General features: G+C 70.7%; 15 protein-coding genes. 7 read left to right on the top strand and 8 right to left on the bottom strand.

Going from position 1 to position 17,487, the window contains the following annotated elements; all coding sequences use genetic code 11:
• Positions 1 to 91: 91 nt before the first annotated feature.
• Together CACI_RS00970 and CACI_RS00965 are read right to left on the bottom strand one after the other, a co-directional pair.
• On the bottom strand, positions 92 to 1,168 hold the full coding sequence (locus CACI_RS00970) for a nucleoside triphosphate pyrophosphohydrolase (protein WP_012784444.1): 1,077 nt from the start codon (positions 1,166 to 1,168) through the stop codon (positions 92 to 94).
• Positions 1,165 to 1,812, bottom strand: a complete 648-nt coding sequence (locus tag CACI_RS00965) for a TetR/AcrR family transcriptional regulator (RefSeq protein WP_012784443.1) — start codon at positions 1,810 to 1,812, stop codon at positions 1,165 to 1,167. Before CACI_RS00965 ends, CACI_RS00970 begins: the two co-directional genes overlap by 4 nt.
• Before the next feature lie 80 nt (positions 1,813 to 1,892).
• Between CACI_RS00965 and CACI_RS00960 the strand changes: the two genes are divergently transcribed.
• Positions 1,893 to 2,630, top strand: coding sequence for a VC0807 family protein (locus CACI_RS00960; RefSeq protein ID WP_012784442.1), 738 nt, complete (start codon positions 1,893 to 1,895; stop codon positions 2,628 to 2,630).
• A 73-nt stretch (positions 2,631 to 2,703) separates the two neighbouring features.
• Positions 2,704 to 3,708, top strand: coding sequence for a hypothetical protein (locus CACI_RS00955; protein ID WP_012784441.1), 1,005 nt, complete (start codon positions 2,704 to 2,706; stop codon positions 3,706 to 3,708).
• A gap of 82 nt (positions 3,709 to 3,790) precedes the next feature.
• Here the strand turns inward: CACI_RS00955 and CACI_RS00950 are convergent, their stop codons facing one another.
• The 3 genes from CACI_RS00950 to mfd all read right to left on the bottom strand — a co-directional run bounded on the left by CACI_RS00950 (position 3,791) and on the right by mfd (position 9,495).
• Positions 3,791 to 4,543: a hypothetical protein gene (locus CACI_RS00950; protein WP_012784440.1), complete on the bottom strand. Its 753-nt coding sequence runs from the start codon at positions 4,541 to 4,543 to the stop codon at positions 3,791 to 3,793.
• A gap of 44 nt (positions 4,544 to 4,587) precedes the next feature.
• Positions 4,588 to 5,790 carry an MFS transporter gene (locus CACI_RS00945; RefSeq protein WP_223297424.1) on the bottom strand — a complete coding sequence of 401 codons (1,203 nt, stop codon included), beginning with the start codon at positions 5,788 to 5,790 and terminating at the stop codon, positions 4,588 to 4,590.
• 156 nt (positions 5,791 to 5,946) lie between these two features.
• Positions 5,947 to 9,495 carry a transcription-repair coupling factor gene (mfd, locus tag CACI_RS00940; protein WP_012784438.1) on the bottom strand — a complete coding sequence of 1,183 codons (3,549 nt, stop codon included), beginning with the start codon at positions 9,493 to 9,495 and terminating at the stop codon, positions 5,947 to 5,949.
• A 220-nt stretch (positions 9,496 to 9,715) separates the two neighbouring features.
• On the opposite strand from mfd, the gene CACI_RS00935 reads away from it, so the two are divergent.
• The 5 genes from CACI_RS00935 (at position 9,716) to CACI_RS00915 (ending at position 13,726) form a co-directional block, all read left to right on the top strand.
• Positions 9,716 to 10,726: an SMI1/KNR4 family protein gene (locus CACI_RS00935; RefSeq protein ID WP_012784437.1), complete on the top strand. Its 1,011-nt coding sequence runs from the start codon at positions 9,716 to 9,718 to the stop codon at positions 10,724 to 10,726.
• Positions 10,727 to 10,846: 120 nt separating this feature from the next.
• Positions 10,847 to 11,326 carry a carboxymuconolactone decarboxylase family protein gene (locus tag CACI_RS00930; RefSeq protein ID WP_012784436.1) on the top strand — a complete coding sequence of 160 codons (480 nt, stop codon included), beginning with the start codon at positions 10,847 to 10,849 and terminating at the stop codon, positions 11,324 to 11,326.
• A gap of 274 nt (positions 11,327 to 11,600) precedes the next feature.
• A complete protein-coding gene (locus tag CACI_RS48895; protein ID WP_012784435.1) occupies positions 11,601 to 12,266 on the top strand; it encodes a hypothetical protein in 666 nt (221 codons plus the stop codon).
• A gap of 61 nt (positions 12,267 to 12,327) precedes the next feature.
• Complete coding sequence (locus CACI_RS00920) at positions 12,328 to 12,774, top strand: hypothetical protein (protein ID WP_012784434.1); 447 nt, start codon at positions 12,328 to 12,330, stop codon at positions 12,772 to 12,774.
• Between the two features lie 406 nt (positions 12,775 to 13,180).
• Positions 13,181 to 13,726 (top strand): hypothetical protein, encoded by a 546-nt coding sequence (locus CACI_RS00915; protein WP_012784433.1) that lies wholly within the window; start codon positions 13,181 to 13,183, stop codon positions 13,724 to 13,726.
• 480 nt (positions 13,727 to 14,206) lie between these two features.
• Here CACI_RS00915 and CACI_RS00910 read toward each other — a convergent pair whose 3' ends face one another.
• The 3 genes from CACI_RS00910 to CACI_RS00900 all read right to left on the bottom strand — a co-directional run bounded on the left by CACI_RS00910 (position 14,207) and on the right by CACI_RS00900 (position 17,485).
• Positions 14,207 to 14,929 carry a hypothetical protein gene (locus tag CACI_RS00910; RefSeq protein WP_012784432.1) on the bottom strand — a complete coding sequence of 241 codons (723 nt, stop codon included), beginning with the start codon at positions 14,927 to 14,929 and terminating at the stop codon, positions 14,207 to 14,209.
• 48 nt (positions 14,930 to 14,977) lie between these two features.
• Positions 14,978 to 15,310 (bottom strand): hypothetical protein, encoded by a 333-nt coding sequence (locus tag CACI_RS00905; protein WP_012784431.1) that lies wholly within the window; start codon positions 15,308 to 15,310, stop codon positions 14,978 to 14,980.
• Positions 15,311 to 15,424: 114 nt separating this feature from the next.
• Positions 15,425 to 17,485: a phosphocholine-specific phospholipase C gene (locus CACI_RS00900; RefSeq protein WP_012784430.1), complete on the bottom strand. Its 2,061-nt coding sequence runs from the start codon at positions 17,483 to 17,485 to the stop codon at positions 15,425 to 15,427.
• Positions 17,486 to 17,487 lie beyond the last annotated feature (2 nt).

The raw sequence follows: 17,487 nt of genomic DNA, 5'->3' as shown, positions 1-17,487 counted from the left end.
GGTGGTCTCTCTTCTCCCGGTCAGCCAACGATTCGTGAGGAGAAGTCGGCCGGTCCGCTTCGCCTACCACGTTCAGACTAACCCGATACCCCTACCCCCTGGCTAGCTCCTCCTCCGCCGTAATGACGCGGTCACGGTACCGTCGCGCGGCCGTTCTCAGCGCTTCTTCCGGATCCCAGCCCGCCCCGACCGCCTTGATCGCCGTCGCCAGCAGCTGCTCGCCCAGTTCGTCGGCGGTGTCCGGAAGGTCCGGAGCGGGTCCGGCCGGAACGACGAGGCCGGATTTGCGCACCCGGCCAGCCAGCTTCGCCACCAGCGCCAACGCCGGCTGGGTCATCGGAACCCCCTCGGTCACCGACTCCCGCTGCTTCTCCGCGGCCTTGATCTGCTCCCAGTTCGCCGCGACGTGTTCGGCGGTGGGAGCCTCGACGTCTGCGAAGACATGCGGGTGCCGGCGGATCAGTTTGGCCACGATGCCGTCGGCGACGTCGTCCACCGAGAACGGATCGGCTTCGTGCTCTTCGGCGATGCGTGAGTGGAACATCACTTGCAGCAGGACGTCGCCGAGCTCCTCGCGCAGCGCGTCGCGGCCCGGGCCGGGGGTCAGCGGGTCGCCGTCCTCGATCGTCTCGACGGTTTCGTAGGCCTCTTCGAGCAGGTACTTCACCAGCGAGGCGTGGGTCTGTTCGGCGTCCCACGGGCAGCCGCCCGGGGAGCGCAGCCGGTTCATGACGTCCACGAGGTCGAGCAGGTGCGCGCCGGGCAGGTCGTAGGAGCCGGGCAGCACCTCCAGCTCGGGCAGGTCCGCGGAGGCCAGGAGCACCAGGCGGTTCCCCAGCGCCACGGCCAGTTCCTCGTCGTACTCCTCGTCCTCGGCGAGCCAGACGACCGTGCGGGCCGGTGTGGCGGCCTCCAGGAGGCGTTCGGCGGCCATCGACGGGCTGTGGTCTGGCAGTGCGACGACGGCGCCGGTGGCCTGCTCGACGTAGGGGATGTGCGGATGGTCGGCGTCGCCGGCGAAGACCACGTCCGCCGCGCGCAGCGTCTCCCACGCCGGCCAGGACAGCAGGCCGAGCGCGACGCGCGGGGAGGTGGCGAGGAAGACGATGCGGCCGGAGTTCTCCGGGCCTTGGGGGTTCTCGGGATCCGGCGGCGGGGCTTCGGTCATGCAGTAGATCGTAGGCGGGGGCGCGGGTCGAAGCCGCTGAGATCGACTTCGAGGAGGGTGAAGGCGCGCTGCGCGCAGGCGCCGAGCGTCTCGGCCATCTCCGGGCCCTGCAACCCGTCCAGCAGGAACCGGCGGGCCGTGAAGTACAGGACCCGGTAGACCCCGGCGATCTGCGCGGCGGCGACGCGCGCCGTCAGCTCCTCGGCCGGCCGCGTCTGCGCCACCAGGACCTCGGCCAGCGCCTGCTCGCGCTGGTCGTGGATCTGGCGCTCGCGCGCGGCCAGCGCCGGGCTGGACTCGACCATCCGCGAGAAGTCCACGCCCCGGTGCCCGAGGGTCGGGTCCCCGGCCGCCAGCTGCTGAGCGTGGTAGCGGCGGGCCGCGGCCAGGACCGGCTCGCCGTCCGGCCGGGCCGCGACGGCGTCCGGGAGCCCGTGGACGATGTGCTCCGCGCGGTCGAAGACCAGGTCCTCCTTGAGCGGGAAGTGGTTGGTGACGGTCATCTTCGCCACGCCGGCGGCCGCGGCGACCTCGGCGATGGTCACCTTCTCGAAGCCGAGCTCGGCGAACAGCGCGGTGGCGACGTTGGCGATCTCCTCGCGGGTCTGCCGCTTCTTGCGTTCCCGCAGTCCTTGGGTCTCCATGGCTCCATATTAGGCTTGACCTAATGAGTAGGTCCAGCCTAAAGTTGGGTCAGACCTAAGGAACCACTCGGGGAGGACCGATGACCGCCATGACCGCGCACACCCACCGCACCGCCGACGTCACCGCTGATGGCGCCGGCGTCGCCGATGTCGCCGATGGCGAGACGCCGCACCCGCTCAAGCAGGCTCTGCTGCCGCTCGCCGTCGACATCGCGATCCCGCTCGGCAGCTACTACGCGCTGCACGCCGGGCTCGGCATGAGCAACGCGGCCGCGCTGGGCCTGAGCAGCGTGGTTCCGGCGATCCGCACCATCGTCGCGGCGGTCGGCAAGCGCCAGGCGAACGCGCTGGCCGCGCTGATGCTGACAGTGAACATCGTGGCCATCGCGCTGACCTTCGTCTCCGGCGACGCGCGCCTGATGCTGGCGAAGGACTCCGGGGTCAGCAGCGTGATCGCTCTCGGGATCCTGTGGTCGGTCCGGGGCGGCAAGCCGATGATGTCCGCGGGTCTGAAGCCGTTCGTCACCAAGGGCGACGCGAAGCAGACCGCGGCGTGGGACGCGCTGCGGATCGAAAGTTCCACGTTCCGCGCCAAGGAGAACCTGTACAGCGTGATCTGGGGCGCGTGGCTGCTGACCGAGTGCCTGGCGCGGCTCGCCGGGGCGTTCCTGCTGCCGGTCTCCACGATGGCCTGGCTGGGCACCGTGATCCTGATCGTGGCGATCGCCGGCGCGTGCGTCACCGGCGGCGCCGCCGTCGAGCCGCTGGAGAAGCTCGTCGCGGCGCACGTCGAGGCCGCCTCCGACGCCGAGCACTGATACGATATATCGCGTCTGATCGCAGCACGCGGAACGGCACGGAACAGCACGGGACCACGGGAGGGCGGACACGATGCGCGGCAAGGGCGTCAACTACGACACGGGATTCTTCCCCGGCGGCCAGGACTCGCGGCCGGACTTCGATCCGGAGACCGCCCGGCGCGAGCTGCGGGTGATCGCCGAGGATCTGCACTGCACCGCGGTCCGGATCTCCGGGGCGCTGCCGGACCGGCTCGAAGCCGCGGCACAGGCCGCCGCCGACGCCGGGCTGGAGGTCTGGTTCGCGCCGTTCCCTTGTGAAGCGTCGCGGGAGGACCTGCTGGAACTGCTGGCCGACTGCGCGCAACGCGCCGAGCGCCTCCGCGCCGCCGGCGCCGAGGTGGTGTTCGTGGCGGGCTGCGAGACCTCGCTGTTCTGCCCGGGCTACTTCGACGGCGACGACTCCTATGCCCGCATCGAGACCCTCGGCAATGGCGGGATGGCGTTGTGGAGCCGGCTCGGGGAGATCATGGCCTCGTTCAACGGCTACCTGGTCGAGGCGGCGGCGACGGTGCGCGAGCACTTCCAGGGGAAGGTCACGTACGCGGCCGGGCCGTGGGAGTTCATCGACTGGGCGCCGTTCGACTTCGTGTCCGTGGACGCCTATCGCTCGGCGGAGAACCGGGACAAGTTCGCCGACCAGATCCGCGCGCACTTCAAGCACGGCAAGCCGGTGGTCGCCACCGAGTTCGGCTGCACCCCCTACGTCGGCTCCGGCGACCGCGGCGGCATGGCCTGGGCGATCCTGGACGACTCCGTCGAGCCGCCGGTGGTCAATGGCGACTACCTGCGCAGCGAGGACGAGCAGTCCGCGTACTTCACAGAGCTCTACGACGTCTTCGAGGAAGCCGGCGTCGACTCCGCGTTCTGGTTCACCTTCGCCACGTTCCGGGCCCTGCACGACCCCTCGGACCCGCGCAAGGACCTGGACCTGGCCGCGTACGGCACGGTGAAGATGACCGGTCCGGACACCCCGGAGCTGAACTGGGAGCCGAAGAAGGTGTTCCACACGATCGCAGAACGGTACGCGGCTTCCTAGGCGGTGAGCGGGTCGCTAGACCGCTAGGTCACCAGGTCACCAGGTCACCAGGTCGCCGGGCCACCGGGTCTGGGCCACCGGCTCACTGGGACTGCTGCTGCTGCGCCTGCGCGGCGGCCGCGGCGGCGACCTGGGCCTTGGTCGGCCGGATCCACGAGGTCTGCGCCGCGACGACCTGGCGGGTGGAGGCGTCGAAGCTGCCGTAGCGCGGCGAGATCTTGACGTCGATCTGGGTGGAGGCCTTGGACAGCATCGGCAGGATCGCGCCCTGCAGCGCCGGCAGGCTGTTCTGGTCGTTGGGGTCCACGCGCAGCTTGGTCGCCTGGTCGTCGATCACCGCGGTGACCAGCGCCTGGATGTGGGAGTAGACCGGCACGCTGGAGGGCGCCAGGCCCGAGGAGTTCTGCTGGGACTCGGCGTCGGCCAGCGCCACGGCCTCGTTGTCGCTGCCGGTGAACTTCGTGCCCTGCAGCGAGCCGCGCGCCTGCTCGACCAGGGCGCTGTGCTCCTTGGCGTCGTCGGCGGCGGTGACCTTCACGCCGTTGTCGTCGGCGACCTTCTGCCACACCGCCTGCTGCACCAGCAGGTTGATCTGCGCCTTGGCCAGCGCCGAGCGCTCCTCGTCGGTGACGTCGCCCTGCTGCAGGTTGTTGTGCTGCACCAGGGACACGATCGAGGCGACCTGGTCCTGGACGGTGGCGTCGGTGGTCCGCTGCCCCTGCACCACGGCCGCGGCCCCGGCCTGCATCGGGCCGCCGCACGCGGAGGTGGCCAGGGCTACTGCCCCGCCGAGCACGATGACGGCGGCGAGACGGACCGAGCGGGCCTGGATCATGGCGCTGAACCTTCCTGGCGGCACACATACAGATCTTCATCAACTCAGATCGACACCGCATCGTAGCGGTCCACCGCCGCCTTTGTGGAGTGGATCACACCAAGATCACGCTGAGAATCCCGCACCCGCCGCACAACCCACGGCTGCGCAACCGCCATCACCCCACACACCCCGGCACTGACCCCCCACAGCAACCCCGCCCCCGAAACCCCGATCAACCACGTCCCCACCAGCGGCGCGAGCAACGTCGCCACCCCCCAGCTGAGCCCGTAGACCGCGAGATACCGCGCCGAGGCCGAGGCCGGAGCCAGCTCACTGACGACCGCGAACGACCGCCCCAGAACCAGAAGATTTCCGAGACTGTAGAGCGCAGTCGGGACGAGGAGAGCCGGCAGCGTGTGCGCGACGGCGTAGCCGCAAAGTCCCGCAGCCATCAAGAGATAGCCGAGAACGAAGGTGGCGGAGTGCGGCAACTCCGCGAGCCACCGGCGCCGCAGGACCGGACGCGCAAGCACAAGGGTCCCGGTGGAGGCGGCCATGATCAGTCCCGCGCTCGCCGGATTCAGCCCGACGGCGCCGAGCGCGAGCGGGAGCGCGCTCAGCATGAGCATGGAGACGAGCGCGAAGACGGTTCCTGAGACGGTCGCGATGAGAAGGGCTGGGTCGCGCCACGGGGAGATCGCTGAAGTGGCGGGTTGATCACTCTCCGCGCCGTGCTCAGGCTTGCGCACCGCATCTGGCGCCAGCGCGAGCGCCACGATCGCCGCGCAAGCCAGGCCGGTTCCGGCGTCGACCACGAAGAGCCAGCGCAGGCTCCAGCGGCCCACGATGTCGGCGATCACGCCGGCTGCGAGGCTTCCTGCTGCAACAGCTGTGGTGAGGAGTTCGAAGGCTGAGGCGCGGCGGGCTGGGGGTACCGCGTCGGCGATGGTTGCCTGGCTCGGTGGTTCGAAGAGTTCGAAGGCGAGGCCCATCGCCACCGCGCAGATCGTCGCGGTGATCAGGTCGGGCGCTGCCGCCAATCCCAGTTGCGCCACCGCCAGAGCGACCAGTCCGGCCACGATCGTGCGGCGGCGTCCCCAGTGGTCGGCGAGGCGGCCGCCGGCCAGTCGGCTCGGGATCGTCGCGAGGCCGAATGCCGCCGAGACGATGCCCGCCGTCGTCAGGCTCGTGCCGAAGGAGCGCGTCAGCAGCACGGTGAGGAATGCCAGGGAGAAGCCGCCCAGCTGGTTCACCGCGCGCGCCACGATCAGTGCTTTGACCTGGCTGGGCAGTCGATCCGTCGCGTCCACTCGCGTCCCCTGTCGCCGACTCTTCTTGCAAGTTAGTCGCAGCTGCGAATCATTCGCAAGAGAGTCAACCAGGCGCCACCGACAGCCCGGGACTCGGGCTTCGGCACCGGACTACATCTTCAGCACCGCGTCGATCAGGTCCCGGGCCCAGCCCAGCAGTTCCTGGTCGCGCAGCGGCTGCCCGCCGATCCGCGCGGTCATCGGCTTGGGGACCAGCATGGTGTCGGTGGCCGCCTTCACCAGGGTCTTCGGGAACAGGCGCAGCAGCCGCATCTCCTGGGACTCGCGCAGCTTCACCGGGCCGAACTTCACGAAGTTGCCCTGGACCGCGACCTCGGTGAGCCCGGCCGCGCGCGCGTCGATGCGGAACGCCGCGACCGCGAGGAGGTTTTCCACAGGCTGTGGAAAACGTCCGTAGCGGTCCGTGAACTCCTGGCGGACCTCGGCGAGCTCCTCGTGGGTGGTGGCGCCGGCGATGCGCTTGTACGCCTCCAGCCGCAGCCGCTCGCCCGGGATGTAGTCGTGCGGCAGGTGCGCGTCGACCGGCAGGTCCACGCGGATCTCCACCTGCTCCTCGACCTCGCGGCCCTCGGCCTGCGCGCGGTACTCCTCGACCGCCTCGCCGACCATGCGGATGTAGAGGTCGAAGCCGACGCCCTCGATGTGCCCGGACTGCTCGCCGCCCAGGAGGTTGCCGGCGCCGCGGATCTCCAGGTCCTTCATCGCCACGTACATGCCGGCGCCGAGGTCGGTGTGCTGCGCGATGGTCGCCAGGCGCTCGTGCGCGGTCTCGGTCAGCGGCTTCTCCGGCGGGTAGGTGAAGTAGGAGTACGCGCGCTCGCGCCCGCGCCCGACCCGGCCGCGCAGCTGGTGCAGCTGGGACAGGCCGAAGTTGTCGGCGCGCTCGACGATCAGGGTGTTGGCATTGGTGATGTCGATGCCGGACTCCACGATCGTGGTGCAGACCAGGACGTCGTACTCCTTGTTCCAGAAGTCGACGATCAGCTTCTCCAGCACATGCTCGTTCATCTGGCCGTGCGCGGTCGCGATCCGCGCCTCGGGCACCAGCGCGCGCAGCCGCGAGGCCGCGCGGTCGATGGACTCCACCCGGTTGTGGATGTAGAACGCTTGCCCCTCGCGCAGCAGCTCGCGGCGGATCGCGGCGGAGATCTGCCGCTCCTCGTACGGCCCGACGAAGGTCAGCACCGGGTGCCGCTCCTCCGGCGGGGTCTGGATCGTGGACATCTCCCGGATGCCGGTGACCGCCATCTCCAGGGTGCGCGGGATCGGCGTGGCGGACATGGTCAGCACGTCCACGTTGGCCCGCGCCTGCTTCAGCTGCTCCTTGTGCTCGACGCCGAAGCGCTGCTCCTCGTCGACGATCACCAGGCCGAGGCGCTTGAACTTCACCGAGTTCGCCAGCAGCCGGTGCGTGCCGATGACGACGTCGACCGAGCCGTCGGCCACGCCGCGCAGCACCTCGGCGGCCTCCTTGTCGGTCTGGAACCGGGACAGGCCCTTGAGGGTCACCGGGAACTGCGCGTACCGCTCGGCGAACGTCGAGAAGTGCTGCTGCACCAGCAGCGTGGTCGGCACCAGCACCGCCACCTGCTTGCCGTCCTGCACCGCCTTGAACGCCGCGCGCACCGCGATCTCGGTCTTGCCGTAGCCGACGTCGCCGCAGATCAGCCGGTCCATCGGGACCGGCTTCTCCATGTCGGACTTCACCTCGTCGATGCACGCCAGCTGGTCCGGCGTCTCCACGTAGGGGAAGGCGTCCTCCAGCTCGCGCTGCCACGGCGTGTCCGCGGCGAAGGCGTGCCCCGGCGCGGCCATCCGCGCGCTGTACAGCTTCACCAGGTCCCCGGCGATCTGCTTGACCGCCTTGCGGGCCCGGGACTTCGCCTTCTGCCAGTCCGCGCCGCCGAGCCGGTGCAGCGAGGGCGCCTCGCCGCCGACGTACTTGGTGACCTGGTCCAGCTGGTCGGTGGGGACGAACAGCCGGTCGCCGGGCTGGCCGCGCTTGGCCGCGGCGTACTCGATCACCAGGTACTCGCGGGTCGCGCCGGCGACGGTGCGCTGCGCCATCTCCACGTAGCGGCCCACGCCGTGCTGCTCGTGCACGACCGGGTCCCCGGCCTTGAGCTGCAGCGGGTCGATGACGTTGCGGCGCCGGGAGGGCATGCGGGACATGTCCTTGGTCGCCGTGCGCTGCCCGGAGACGTCCTGCTCGGTGATCACCCAGAGCTTGAGGTCCGCGGCGATGAAGCCGTGCTCGATGCTGGCGGTGGCCACGGTCGCCAGCGCCGGTTCCGGGACGGTGTCCAGCTCCGGGACGTAGCGCGCGCCGATGTCAGCGCCCTTCAACACCTCGACGAGGCGGTCGGCCGAGCCGTGGCCTTGGGTGACCAGCACCACCCGCCAGCCCTCGGAGATGCGGGCCCGGACGTCGGCGAGCGCGCGGCCGGTGTCGCCGCCGTACTGCTCGGTGTCGTGGATCTCGCTGATCTCGGTGGCGTCCTCCTCCGGCAGCAGCTCCAGGTCCGGGGCGAAGGGCGTCAGCGACCACCAGGGCAGGCCCAGGGTGATGGCGTGCTCGCGGACCGAGGCGAGGTCCTTCAGCGAGGCCGCGCCGAGGTCGATCGGGGTCTGCCCGCCGCCGGCGGTGGCGGCCCAGGAGGCGTCCAGGAACTCCGCGGAGGTGGCGGCCAGGTCGGCGGCGCGGGTCCGCACCCGCTCGGGGTCGCAGAGCACGATCGGCGAGCCGGCCGGCAGCAGGTCGATCAAGAGCTCCATGTCGTCGACCAGCACCGGCGCCAGCGACTCCATCCCCTCCACGCCGATGCCCTCGGAGACCTTCCCGAGGATGTCGGCCAGCTCCGGGTGGTCCTCCATCAGCGCCGCGGCCCGCTTGCGGACCTCGTCGGTGAGCAGCAGCTCGCGGCACGGCGGCGCCCACAGCCCGTGCTCGGCGACCTCCAGCGAGCGCTGGTCGGCGACCTTGAAGTAGCGGATCTCCTCGATCTGGTCGCCCCAGAACTCCAGCCGCAGCGGGTGCTCCTCGGTCGGCGGGAAGACGTCGACGATGCCGCCGCGGACCGCGAACTCGCCGCGCTTGTCCACCAGGTCCGTCCGGGTGTACGCGGCGGCGGCGAGCCGGTTCACCAGGTCGTCCAGATCGATCTCCGCGCCGGTGCGCGCCGCCACCGGGACCAGGTCGGCCAGGCCCTTGACCTGTGGCTGCAGCACCGAGCGGATCGGCGCCACGACCACCTTCAGGGCGCCGGCGCCCTCGGTGGCGGCGTCGGGGTGGACCAGGCGGCGCAGCACGGCCAGCCGGCGCCCGACGGTGTCGCTGCGCGGCGAGAGCCGCTCGTGCGGCAGCGTCTCCCAGGACGGGAAGTCCACGACCGTCTCGGGGTCCAGCAGCCCGCGCAGCGCGGCGACCAGGTCCTCGGCCTCGCGGCCGGTGGCGGTCACGGCCAGCACCGGACGGCCCGCCGGGCCTTGCGCGCGGGCCAGCGCGGCCAGCGCGAACGGCCGGACCGAGCGGGGCGCGGCCAGGTCGAAGGAGGTACGCCCGGCGGTCGCGGCCGCTTCCAGCAGCGCGGCGACCCCCGGGTCGGCGGATACGGCGTCAAGAAGTCCGGACAGGCTCACAAGGGCCACCCTTCGCGCACGACGAACAGCCCGAAGCCATGTGTCGGCGTCGGGATATCCCCCAGGGTACGCCTGACCGCCGACGCTCGAGGGGGGACCAATCCGGGCGAAATCCACCTCGGTGGGGCGACCTGGTCAGGCGACATACCCTCCACCGGTGTGGAGCCGGTACCTTTCTACCGGACCCTACAGAAGTGATAAGGCCGGAGCGAGACCTCACATGGCACAGGCATCCGCACAGCGGCACGGCATACCGAACGGCCAGTTCGCCGGACGGATCATCGAGTTCAGCGACCCCGAACTCGACCGCAAGTTCCCGCACGGCATCTACCTGACCATGCACGGCTACCCGGAGTTCGCCGTCTACGCCCGCCACACGGTGCAGATCGCGGACCCGCCCTCCGGCCTGTCCGTGGACGAGATCCGGGTCACCGACGTCATCGCCGCCAACCTGCTGGCCGCCGACGCCGGGGACCCGCTGTGGCAGACCCGGCCGAACACCGCCACGCCGCAGGGCTGGACCTGGGCACACGCCGCGGAGTCGCGCATGCTGCACTGCGTGCCGATCGAGCTGCACGGCGCCTTCCGGCACCACGGCGGCATGGCCACGCTGAAGGCCGACCGCGGCCGCTCGGGGCTGTTCACCGAGGGCATGCTGGAGCCGGTCGCCTTCGAGCGCAGCGGCTCGGTGCCCGAGGACGCGATGGCGCAGCTGGAGCAGCACCTGGGCTTCGCGCTGCCGCCGTCCTACCGGCGCTTCCTGGCCGGCACCGACGGCGGCCGGCCGATCAGCCCGGCGGTGAACCTGGCCGGCGGCTTCGTCGCCGACCAGTGGATGTTCGGGCTGCGCCGCGAGGACCCGCACCAGGACCTGGTCTACGCCAACCAGGCGCTGTACGACCGGTTCACCGAGGAGTACCTCGGCATCGGCTACGTCCAGGGCGGCATGCTGGCGCTGAAGATCCGCGGCGCCGAGGCCGGCTCGGTCTGGCTGTTCGACGACGACGACCCGCGCGATTCGGAGAGCCGCGACGCCGGCAGCGTGTGCGCCGAGCTGCTGAAGAAGATCGGCAGCGACTTCGACGACTTCGCCCGGCACCTGGTCGCGCTGCCGCAGCAGATCGTGGACATCGCGCGCTCCGCGGTGGACTCCGGGCACGCCAAGTCGATCACCGACATCGAGCACCTCGGTGCGGCGCTGCCGGAAGGGCTGAAGGCGCCGCGGCGCTGACGCACACAGCACCCGCCGCACAGCAGACCCGTGACACAGCTCACAGCCGGCCGTGTCACGGGAGCCTGGGCTGTCCCGTCCCAGTGGTGTACCCAGCCCGATCAACGCAGGGAGTGCACCATGGAAGCCCGTCTGAACACCTTCGCCACCCCGACCGGCGCCAAGTTCGGCAAGTACCTGATCGCCGCGGGCCGCGTCCTGCGCGAGGCCGGCGTCCCGGTCGCGACCCTGCACCTGGTCGAGATCCGCGCCAGCCAGATCAACGGCTGCGGCTTCTGCCTGGACATGCACACCAAGGACGCCACGGCCGCCGGCGAAACAGCGGAGCGGCTGAACATGGTCGCCGCCTGGCGCGAGGCCGCCTGCTACACCGAAGCCGAGCGCGCCGCGCTGGAGCTGACCGAGGCCGGCACCCGGCTGGCCGACGGCACCGGCGTCGCCGACGAGGTGTGGGACGCCGCCGCCAAGCACTTCGACGAGGACCAGCTCGCCACGCTGGTGGCGCAGATCGCGCTGATCAACGCCTTCAACCGCGGCAACGTCATGGTCAAGCAGCCGGCCGGGGACTACGTGCCCGGCCAGTTCGACGACGCCGAGTAACCCCGCCGCCCGAGCCCGGCGCATCCGCCGACAAGACCGCCGTCACCGGTCGCGCCGCCCCGGAATCGGCGCCGCTGGCATGGGAAAAGCGCCGCCTCGTCCTTCCCTTGTCAGACCCCTGGCACCGGCGTCCCACCTGGGACGGCCGGTGCCCTGCTTTTTGTTAAGTACTCCGGCACGCCACCCGAATGCTGTCTTCCGCGTGACCTGCCGATCTTCCGTGGCGTTGAGGGGCCAGTTCCCCATTCATGAAACGCGATGAGAGGAGTCGGCGATGCGCAAATATCTGTCCCTCGCCGTAGTGGCTTTGTCTTCCGGCGGGGCGCTGTTCGCAGCCGCCGGCGCCGCCAGCGCGGCCACGAGCACCGACAGCCTGCGTGCGGCGCCCTGGCAGGCGACCAGCCCGCTGGCGATGCACGCGGCGCCGTTCGGCGACCACGACGTCATGGGTCTGTGCGGCATGCAGCGCGACAACGTGCGCACCGGTCAGATCGACGCCGACCTGGTGCAGAAGCTGTGCGCCGGCGAGGGCGACATGATGACGCCCCCGGTTCCCGGCCCGCCGCCGGTCATGACCCCGCCGCCGCCGCCGATGGGCTCGCCGTCGCCGTGCACCGAGGTCTGCAAGCCGGTCCACCACCACCACCCGAAGCCGCCGACGCCGCCGACCCACCCGACGCCGCCGCCCCCGCCGCCGGTGACGCAGCCGTGTCCGCCGCCGCCGTGCCCGCCGGTCACGCCTCCGCCGCCGCCCCCGTGCCCGCCGGTCATGCCCCCGCCGCCGGTGCCGTGCCCGCCCCCGACCCCGAACCCGTGCCCCCCGGGCCACGAGCACGGCTGGTCGGCTGAGCCGGACGCCGCCACCCAGGCGGCCCCGGCGGCCGGCAACGCCGTCGCCGGCCTGCCGATCCTCGGCAGCGTCGCGGGCGGCCTGCTCTAGCACCACGGTGTGGGCCCGGTTCACCGCCGGGCCCGCGCTTCGAAGTCAAGGGAGTAGCACGTTGCGTACCCGGGCGATCTTCACGGCGGCGGCCGCGACCGCTGCCACGCTCGGTGGCGTTCTGGCCTCGGCCGGCACCGCCGCGGCGACGACCACCAAGACGACGACTCCTTCGCGCCCGACAGCGCCCCAGGCAAGCCCGACGCCGGGCGTCCTGGCTGTCGAGAACGCGTTGGAACTCGCCGACGACTGGTGTGTCGCCCCGCTGCACTTCGCCGGACCGCTGGCCGCGGATCCCTTACCGACCGCCTCCCACGCCTGCGGCCACGGCCGCGCCGGCGGAGGGGTGCGCGTTCTGAGCGACCTGTGTATCGCGCCGATCACCACGGACGACCCTTCGGGATCCTGGGCGGCGCCCTCCACACCGTGTAAGAACGCGGGCTCCGCGGGAAGCGGTTTCGGGATCCTTCGCGACGTGTCCGTGGCGGGCGTTCAGGCCACCTTCTGAACGCCGAGTTCCGATCCACATTCCACACCGACAGCCCATTACATTTTGTCGGGCGATTCGTTAGTCACAGAGAAACGGTCGGTCGTCGATGAACCGTCGTGACCCGTACGGGTCAGACAAGACGGAATATCGTCGTCCAGCCACCCTCAGACCGCTGCGAGCCGCCTGTCCAGTGAGATGTCTACAGTTCATCTGACCAGTTCAGATGCCCTGAGCAGTCATCGTGGAAAGTACGAAGAATGACGTCCGATCAATCACTCGTCAGTGTCTTGGGCCGCGCGCCTCCCGACTTGATATACGATTCTTCGCGAATGGCAGTATGGTTCACAGCAACAAGGTGGCGGGCTTCGGAATTCTCGCCCGTCAGGTCACCATCGATCCACATCGACAAGGAAGAACGATCACCATGGCATTTCTGAAGAACGCCACCGTTATCGCCGCGCTGGCCAGCGCGGGTGTCGTGGGCATGGCCGGCATCGCCTCCGCGGCGGCCGACGACGCCTGGAACGGCGGCGCCGAGCACCACAAGACCGGCGACAACAACGTCGGCCAGGGCGGCCTCATCCCGGTCAACGCGCTGAACAACGTCAACGTCTCCCCGAACCTGGGCTGCCTGGCGCACAACACCGTGCCGGACCTGAACGTCCAGAGCCTGGTCGGCCTGGTGCCGATCGGCGTCGGCCTGAACCACCTGCTGGAGCACACCCACCTGAACGTGCTCAGCAACGGCAACATCGACACCGACGTCAACGACAACTCCTGCACCTCGAACCAGGGTTCGTCGCAGGCCGGCAACAACAGCCGCGGCAGCGTGGGCGCGGGCGACAGCAGCAGCTCGCACTCCACCGGCGACGGCGCGGGCTCGCAGAACAACGGCGCCGGTGCCGGCGCCGGCGGCCTGATCGGGTCCTCGGGCCTGCTGGGCAAGGGCGGCCTGAACCTCGGCGGCTGAGCCGAGCCCCAGGGCCATCCGCACGAAAGTGTGGCGCGTGCCGGAGTCCGCTCCGGCACGCACCGGCGGGCGACGGCGAGGCCTGATCACCTTCGCCGCCCAGTCGGGCACCAGCCCGCATCGCTCGCCGGAGTGATCCAAAACGCTTGGAAAGGCCCGCGGGACGCGTCCCGCGGGCCTTTCGCTTGCGCCGGTACCGCCGCACGCCGGCCGGAGGTCCGGCGGAGTCGGCACTCAGCTCGCTGACTCAGGTGTCTTCGCAACGGCGCCGCCGCTCGGCCTCACCGCACTGGCGCCGCCGCGCTAGCGCCACCATTTGCGCCACCACTTGCATTGCCGTTTTGGCGCTGCCGTTCTGGCGTCACCGTTCTGGCGCCGCCGTTCTGGCCTCACCGTTCTGGCGCTGCCGTTCTGGCCTCACCGTTCTGGCCTCGCCGCTGTGGCGTCACCGCGCGCCGGGCGTCCCGACCCGGCGCGGCGTCAGCTCTTCGTGGTGGTCTTGGTGCCCTTCAGGGCGTCGCGCACCTTCTTGGCGTCGTCGACGGCCTTCTTGATGTCGTCGCGGGCGTCCTTCGCCGGGGCGCTGATCGCCTTCACCGACGCGGTCAGGGCCTTGCCGTCCGGAGTGGGCTGGAGTGCCAGGAGGGCGGCGTCCTTGCCGGCGATCGCGGTGGTGGCGGACTGGATCTGCGAGGTCATGTCTGCCAGGAGGGCCTTGTTCGCGGCGGTGTTCGCGGTTGGGTCCTTGGCGAGGCGGTCGGCCAGGGCGTCGTGGACCTTCACCAGCTTCGCCAGTGCGGCGCCCTCGACGTCCAGCGCGTGGGTGAGGTGGACCTTCGGCGCGACCAGGACGTAGACGCGGTAGTCGTCGACCATCGTCTTGCCGTCGGTGCGGACCGCGGCCTCGGTCGTCTCCGCGGCGACCTTCGTCTTCAGCGCGGTCAGACCGCTGACGTCGGAGGAGAGCACCTGGGTGAGCGTGCCGCGCGCGGCGTCGGTCACCTCTTTGTAGCCGGTCAGCGCGGTCTGCAGATGGCCCAGCGTGGTCAGCCGGTCGGTGATGCCCTCGGTGACCGCGGCCTTGGCCTTGGCCAGCCCGGCGGCGGGGTCGGAGGCGGTGGCGGCCTGCGCGGGCAGGGCGACCGCGCCGACGGCGATGAGGGCGCCGACAGCGGCGGCGCTCAAACGGGTGCGCAGAGTCATGATGGTCACTCCTTGAGGGATGAGTTCGTCAGGGATGAGTTCGTCAGGTCAGCCGTTGTCGCCGGCGGTCTGCGTCGGCTCGGCCGAGCTCAACGCGCCGTTGATGTCGGACAGCTCCTGGTCGAGCGATGTCAGGTCGCCGTCCGGGTCCTCCGTCACCCCGTGCGAGCCAGTGCTCTGGGATGCACTCGAGCCGCCGCTCGCGGGCGCGCTGGAGGTGGAGGCGGAGCTGGGGCTGGAGGCGGAGCTCGACGTGGAGGCTGCCACGCCCGCGCCGGCCGGGGCGGTTCCGCCCGAGCCGGCCGAGCCTTTGCCCGAGCACGCCGCCAGGGCGCCCACGCAGGCCAGGACGGCCAGGGCCGAAGCGATTCTCGACTTCATGCGTCGATGGTGTCGGCCGCGCGGTAAGCCCTCGATCAATAAGGGATGCGTAAACGCCCCGGGGAAGATCCCCGGGGCGCCGGTGGAACCGAGCCGGTCAGCTGGCCGAGCCCGTCAGCCCGTGATGATCGCCGGGTCGCTCACGCTCGGCCGGCCGTTCTCGGTGTGGCCGGCGAAGCGCCGCACGTACGCGGCGTCGTGGTCGGAGGTGACCGTGGCGTCGTACCAACCGTCGGAGGCGCCCGCCGGCACGACGTGCGTCGCGTGCTTGCCGGCCCGCACCCGCAGGACCGCCTTGCCGTCGCAGCCGTAGGAGTCGACGACGGTCGCGGTGACGTCGGCGGAGCCGGTGTTGGTCAGCGTCAGCTTCAGGTTCTGGCTGTTCCCGACGTGCTCGGCGACGACTTCGAGCCCGGCCTTGGCGGCGTCGCCCTTGAACTCGCGCAGGAAGCCGTTGGCACCGCGCACGTCGTAGTCATACGCGCCCGACAGCTTCCACGAGCCGTCGAGGGTGTGGCCCGCGCCGACCGTGTAGCTCCACGGTCCGGTCTTGTCCAGGATCGAGGTCACCACGAAGCTCGCGCCCGCGCTGCCACGGCTGGCGAAGCCGATCCGCAGCGCCCCGCCCGCGATCCGGCCGTCCGCCGCCAGGTCGTACGGCAACGCGCGGGCGGGGCGCCGGCCGGCCTCCTGCTTCGGCAACGACGCGCTCGCCGGCAGGGTCACGGGGTAGCTGGAGTGGCGTGCGTGGTCCGGCGGGACGTAGGAGGCGGTGCTCGGCAGCGCCGGGACCTCGGTCTCGCGCAGACCGAAGTCGAAGGCGCTGGTCAGGTCGCCGCAGACGGCACGGCGCCACGGCGAGATGTTGGGCTCGTGCACGCCGAAACGCTTCTCCAGGAAGCGGATCACCGAGGTGTGGTCGAAGGTCTCGGAGTCCACCCAGCCGCCCTTGCTCCAGGGCGAGACCACGAACATCGGCACGCGCAGGCCCAGGCCGTAGGACCCGGCATCGAAGCCGGCGCCGGCGGAGTAGTACTCGGTGGAGGTGTCGACCGTGGAGGCGCCGCCGACCGCGCCGCCCGGCACGAACGGCGGGACCACGTGGTCGAAGAAGCCGTCGTTCTCGTCGTACATGATGAACAGCGCGGTCTTGCTCCACAGGTCCTCGTCCGAGGACAGGATGTCCAGGACCTGCGAGACGTACCAGGCGCCGTAGTTCACCGGCCAGTTCGGGTGCTCGCTGAACGCCTCCGGCGCGGTGATCCAGGAGACCTGCGGCAGCTTGCCGTTCTTCACGTCCTGCGCCAGCAGGTCGAAGTAGCCCTGCCCGGCCGCGGCGTTGGTGCCGGTGCGCGCGTTGTCGTAGAGCGGGTCGCCGGGCTTCGCGTTCTGATACTGGTGGAAGTACAGCACCGAGGTGTCGCCGTAGTTGCCGATGTAGGCGTCGTCGGTCCAGCCCCAGGAGCCCTTCGCGTCCAGACCGGTGCCGATGTCCTGGTAGATCTTCCAGGAGACGCCGGCGGCCTGCAGCCGCTCGGGGTAGGTGGTCCAGTCGTAGCCGGCCTCGGCGTTGTCCAGGACCGGTCCGCCGGCCTTGCCGTCGTTGCCCGTGAAGCCGGTCCACAGGTAGTAGCGGTTCGGGTCGGTCGAGGTCATCAGCGAGCAGTGATAGGCGTCGCAGACTGTGAAGGCGTCGGCCAGCGCGAAGTGGAACGGGATGTCCTGGCGCTCGAAGTGAGCCATCGTCCCCGGGCCCTTGGCCGGGACCCACTGGTCGTAGTTCCCCTGGTTCCAGGCGTGGTGGCCGCCGTTCCAGCTGTGGTCCAGACCGTCCAGGAACTTCAGGCCCAAATCCGGGACGCCGGTCGGGCGCCAGGGCAGGATCTCGTTTCCGGCGGCGTCGGCCTGGTGCCAGACCGCCTTGCCGTTCGGCAGCCGTGCCGGCCGCGGGTCGCCGAAGCCGCGCACCCCGCGCAGCGTCCCGAAGTAGTGGTCGAAGCTGCGGTTCTCCTGCATCAGGATCACCACGTGCTCGATGTCTTTGATGGTTCCCGTCCGGCGGGCGGGCCGCACCGCGGCGGCGCGGGCGATGCTCGCGGTGAGCATGGGCATCGAGGTCGCGGCGGCGGTGCCGCCGGTGATCTGGAGGAACCGGCGACGATTCACTGCGGTCATGG

Source organism: Catenulispora acidiphila DSM 44928 (genome assembly GCF_000024025.1).
GTDB lineage: Bacteria > Actinomycetota > Actinomycetes > Streptomycetales > Catenulisporaceae > Catenulispora > Catenulispora acidiphila.
The sequence above is the reverse complement of the archived record's forward strand: the minus strand, read 5'-3'. Positions and strand labels throughout refer to the sequence as shown.

Coding starts and splice junctions, on each gene's coding strand:
- CACI_RS00970 (WP_012784444.1), bottom strand. CDS start 1,168: ATGACCGAAGCCCCGCCGCCGGATCCCGAGAACCCCCAAGGCCCGGAG.
- CACI_RS00965 (WP_012784443.1), bottom strand. CDS start 1,812: ATGGAGACCCAAGGACTGCGGGAACGCAAGAAGCGGCAGACCCGCGAG.
- CACI_RS00960 (WP_012784442.1), top strand. CDS start 1,893: ATGACCGCCATGACCGCGCACACCCACCGCACCGCCGACGTCACCGCT.
- CACI_RS00955 (WP_012784441.1), top strand. CDS start 2,704: ATGCGCGGCAAGGGCGTCAACTACGACACGGGATTCTTCCCCGGCGGC.
- CACI_RS00950 (WP_012784440.1), bottom strand. CDS start 4,543: ATGATCCAGGCCCGCTCGGTCCGTCTCGCCGCCGTCATCGTGCTCGGC.
- CACI_RS00935 (WP_012784437.1), top strand. CDS start 9,716: ATGGCACAGGCATCCGCACAGCGGCACGGCATACCGAACGGCCAGTTC.
- CACI_RS00930 (WP_012784436.1), top strand. CDS start 10,847: ATGGAAGCCCGTCTGAACACCTTCGCCACCCCGACCGGCGCCAAGTTC.
- CACI_RS48895 (WP_012784435.1), top strand. CDS start 11,601: ATGCGCAAATATCTGTCCCTCGCCGTAGTGGCTTTGTCTTCCGGCGGG.
- CACI_RS00915 (WP_012784433.1), top strand. CDS start 13,181: ATGGCATTTCTGAAGAACGCCACCGTTATCGCCGCGCTGGCCAGCGCG.
- CACI_RS00910 (WP_012784432.1), bottom strand. CDS start 14,929: ATGACTCTGCGCACCCGTTTGAGCGCCGCCGCTGTCGGCGCCCTCATC.
- CACI_RS00905 (WP_012784431.1), bottom strand. CDS start 15,310: ATGAAGTCGAGAATCGCTTCGGCCCTGGCCGTCCTGGCCTGCGTGGGC.
- CACI_RS00900 (WP_012784430.1), bottom strand. CDS start 17,485: ATGACCGCAGTGAATCGTCGCCGGTTCCTCCAGATCACCGGCGGCACC.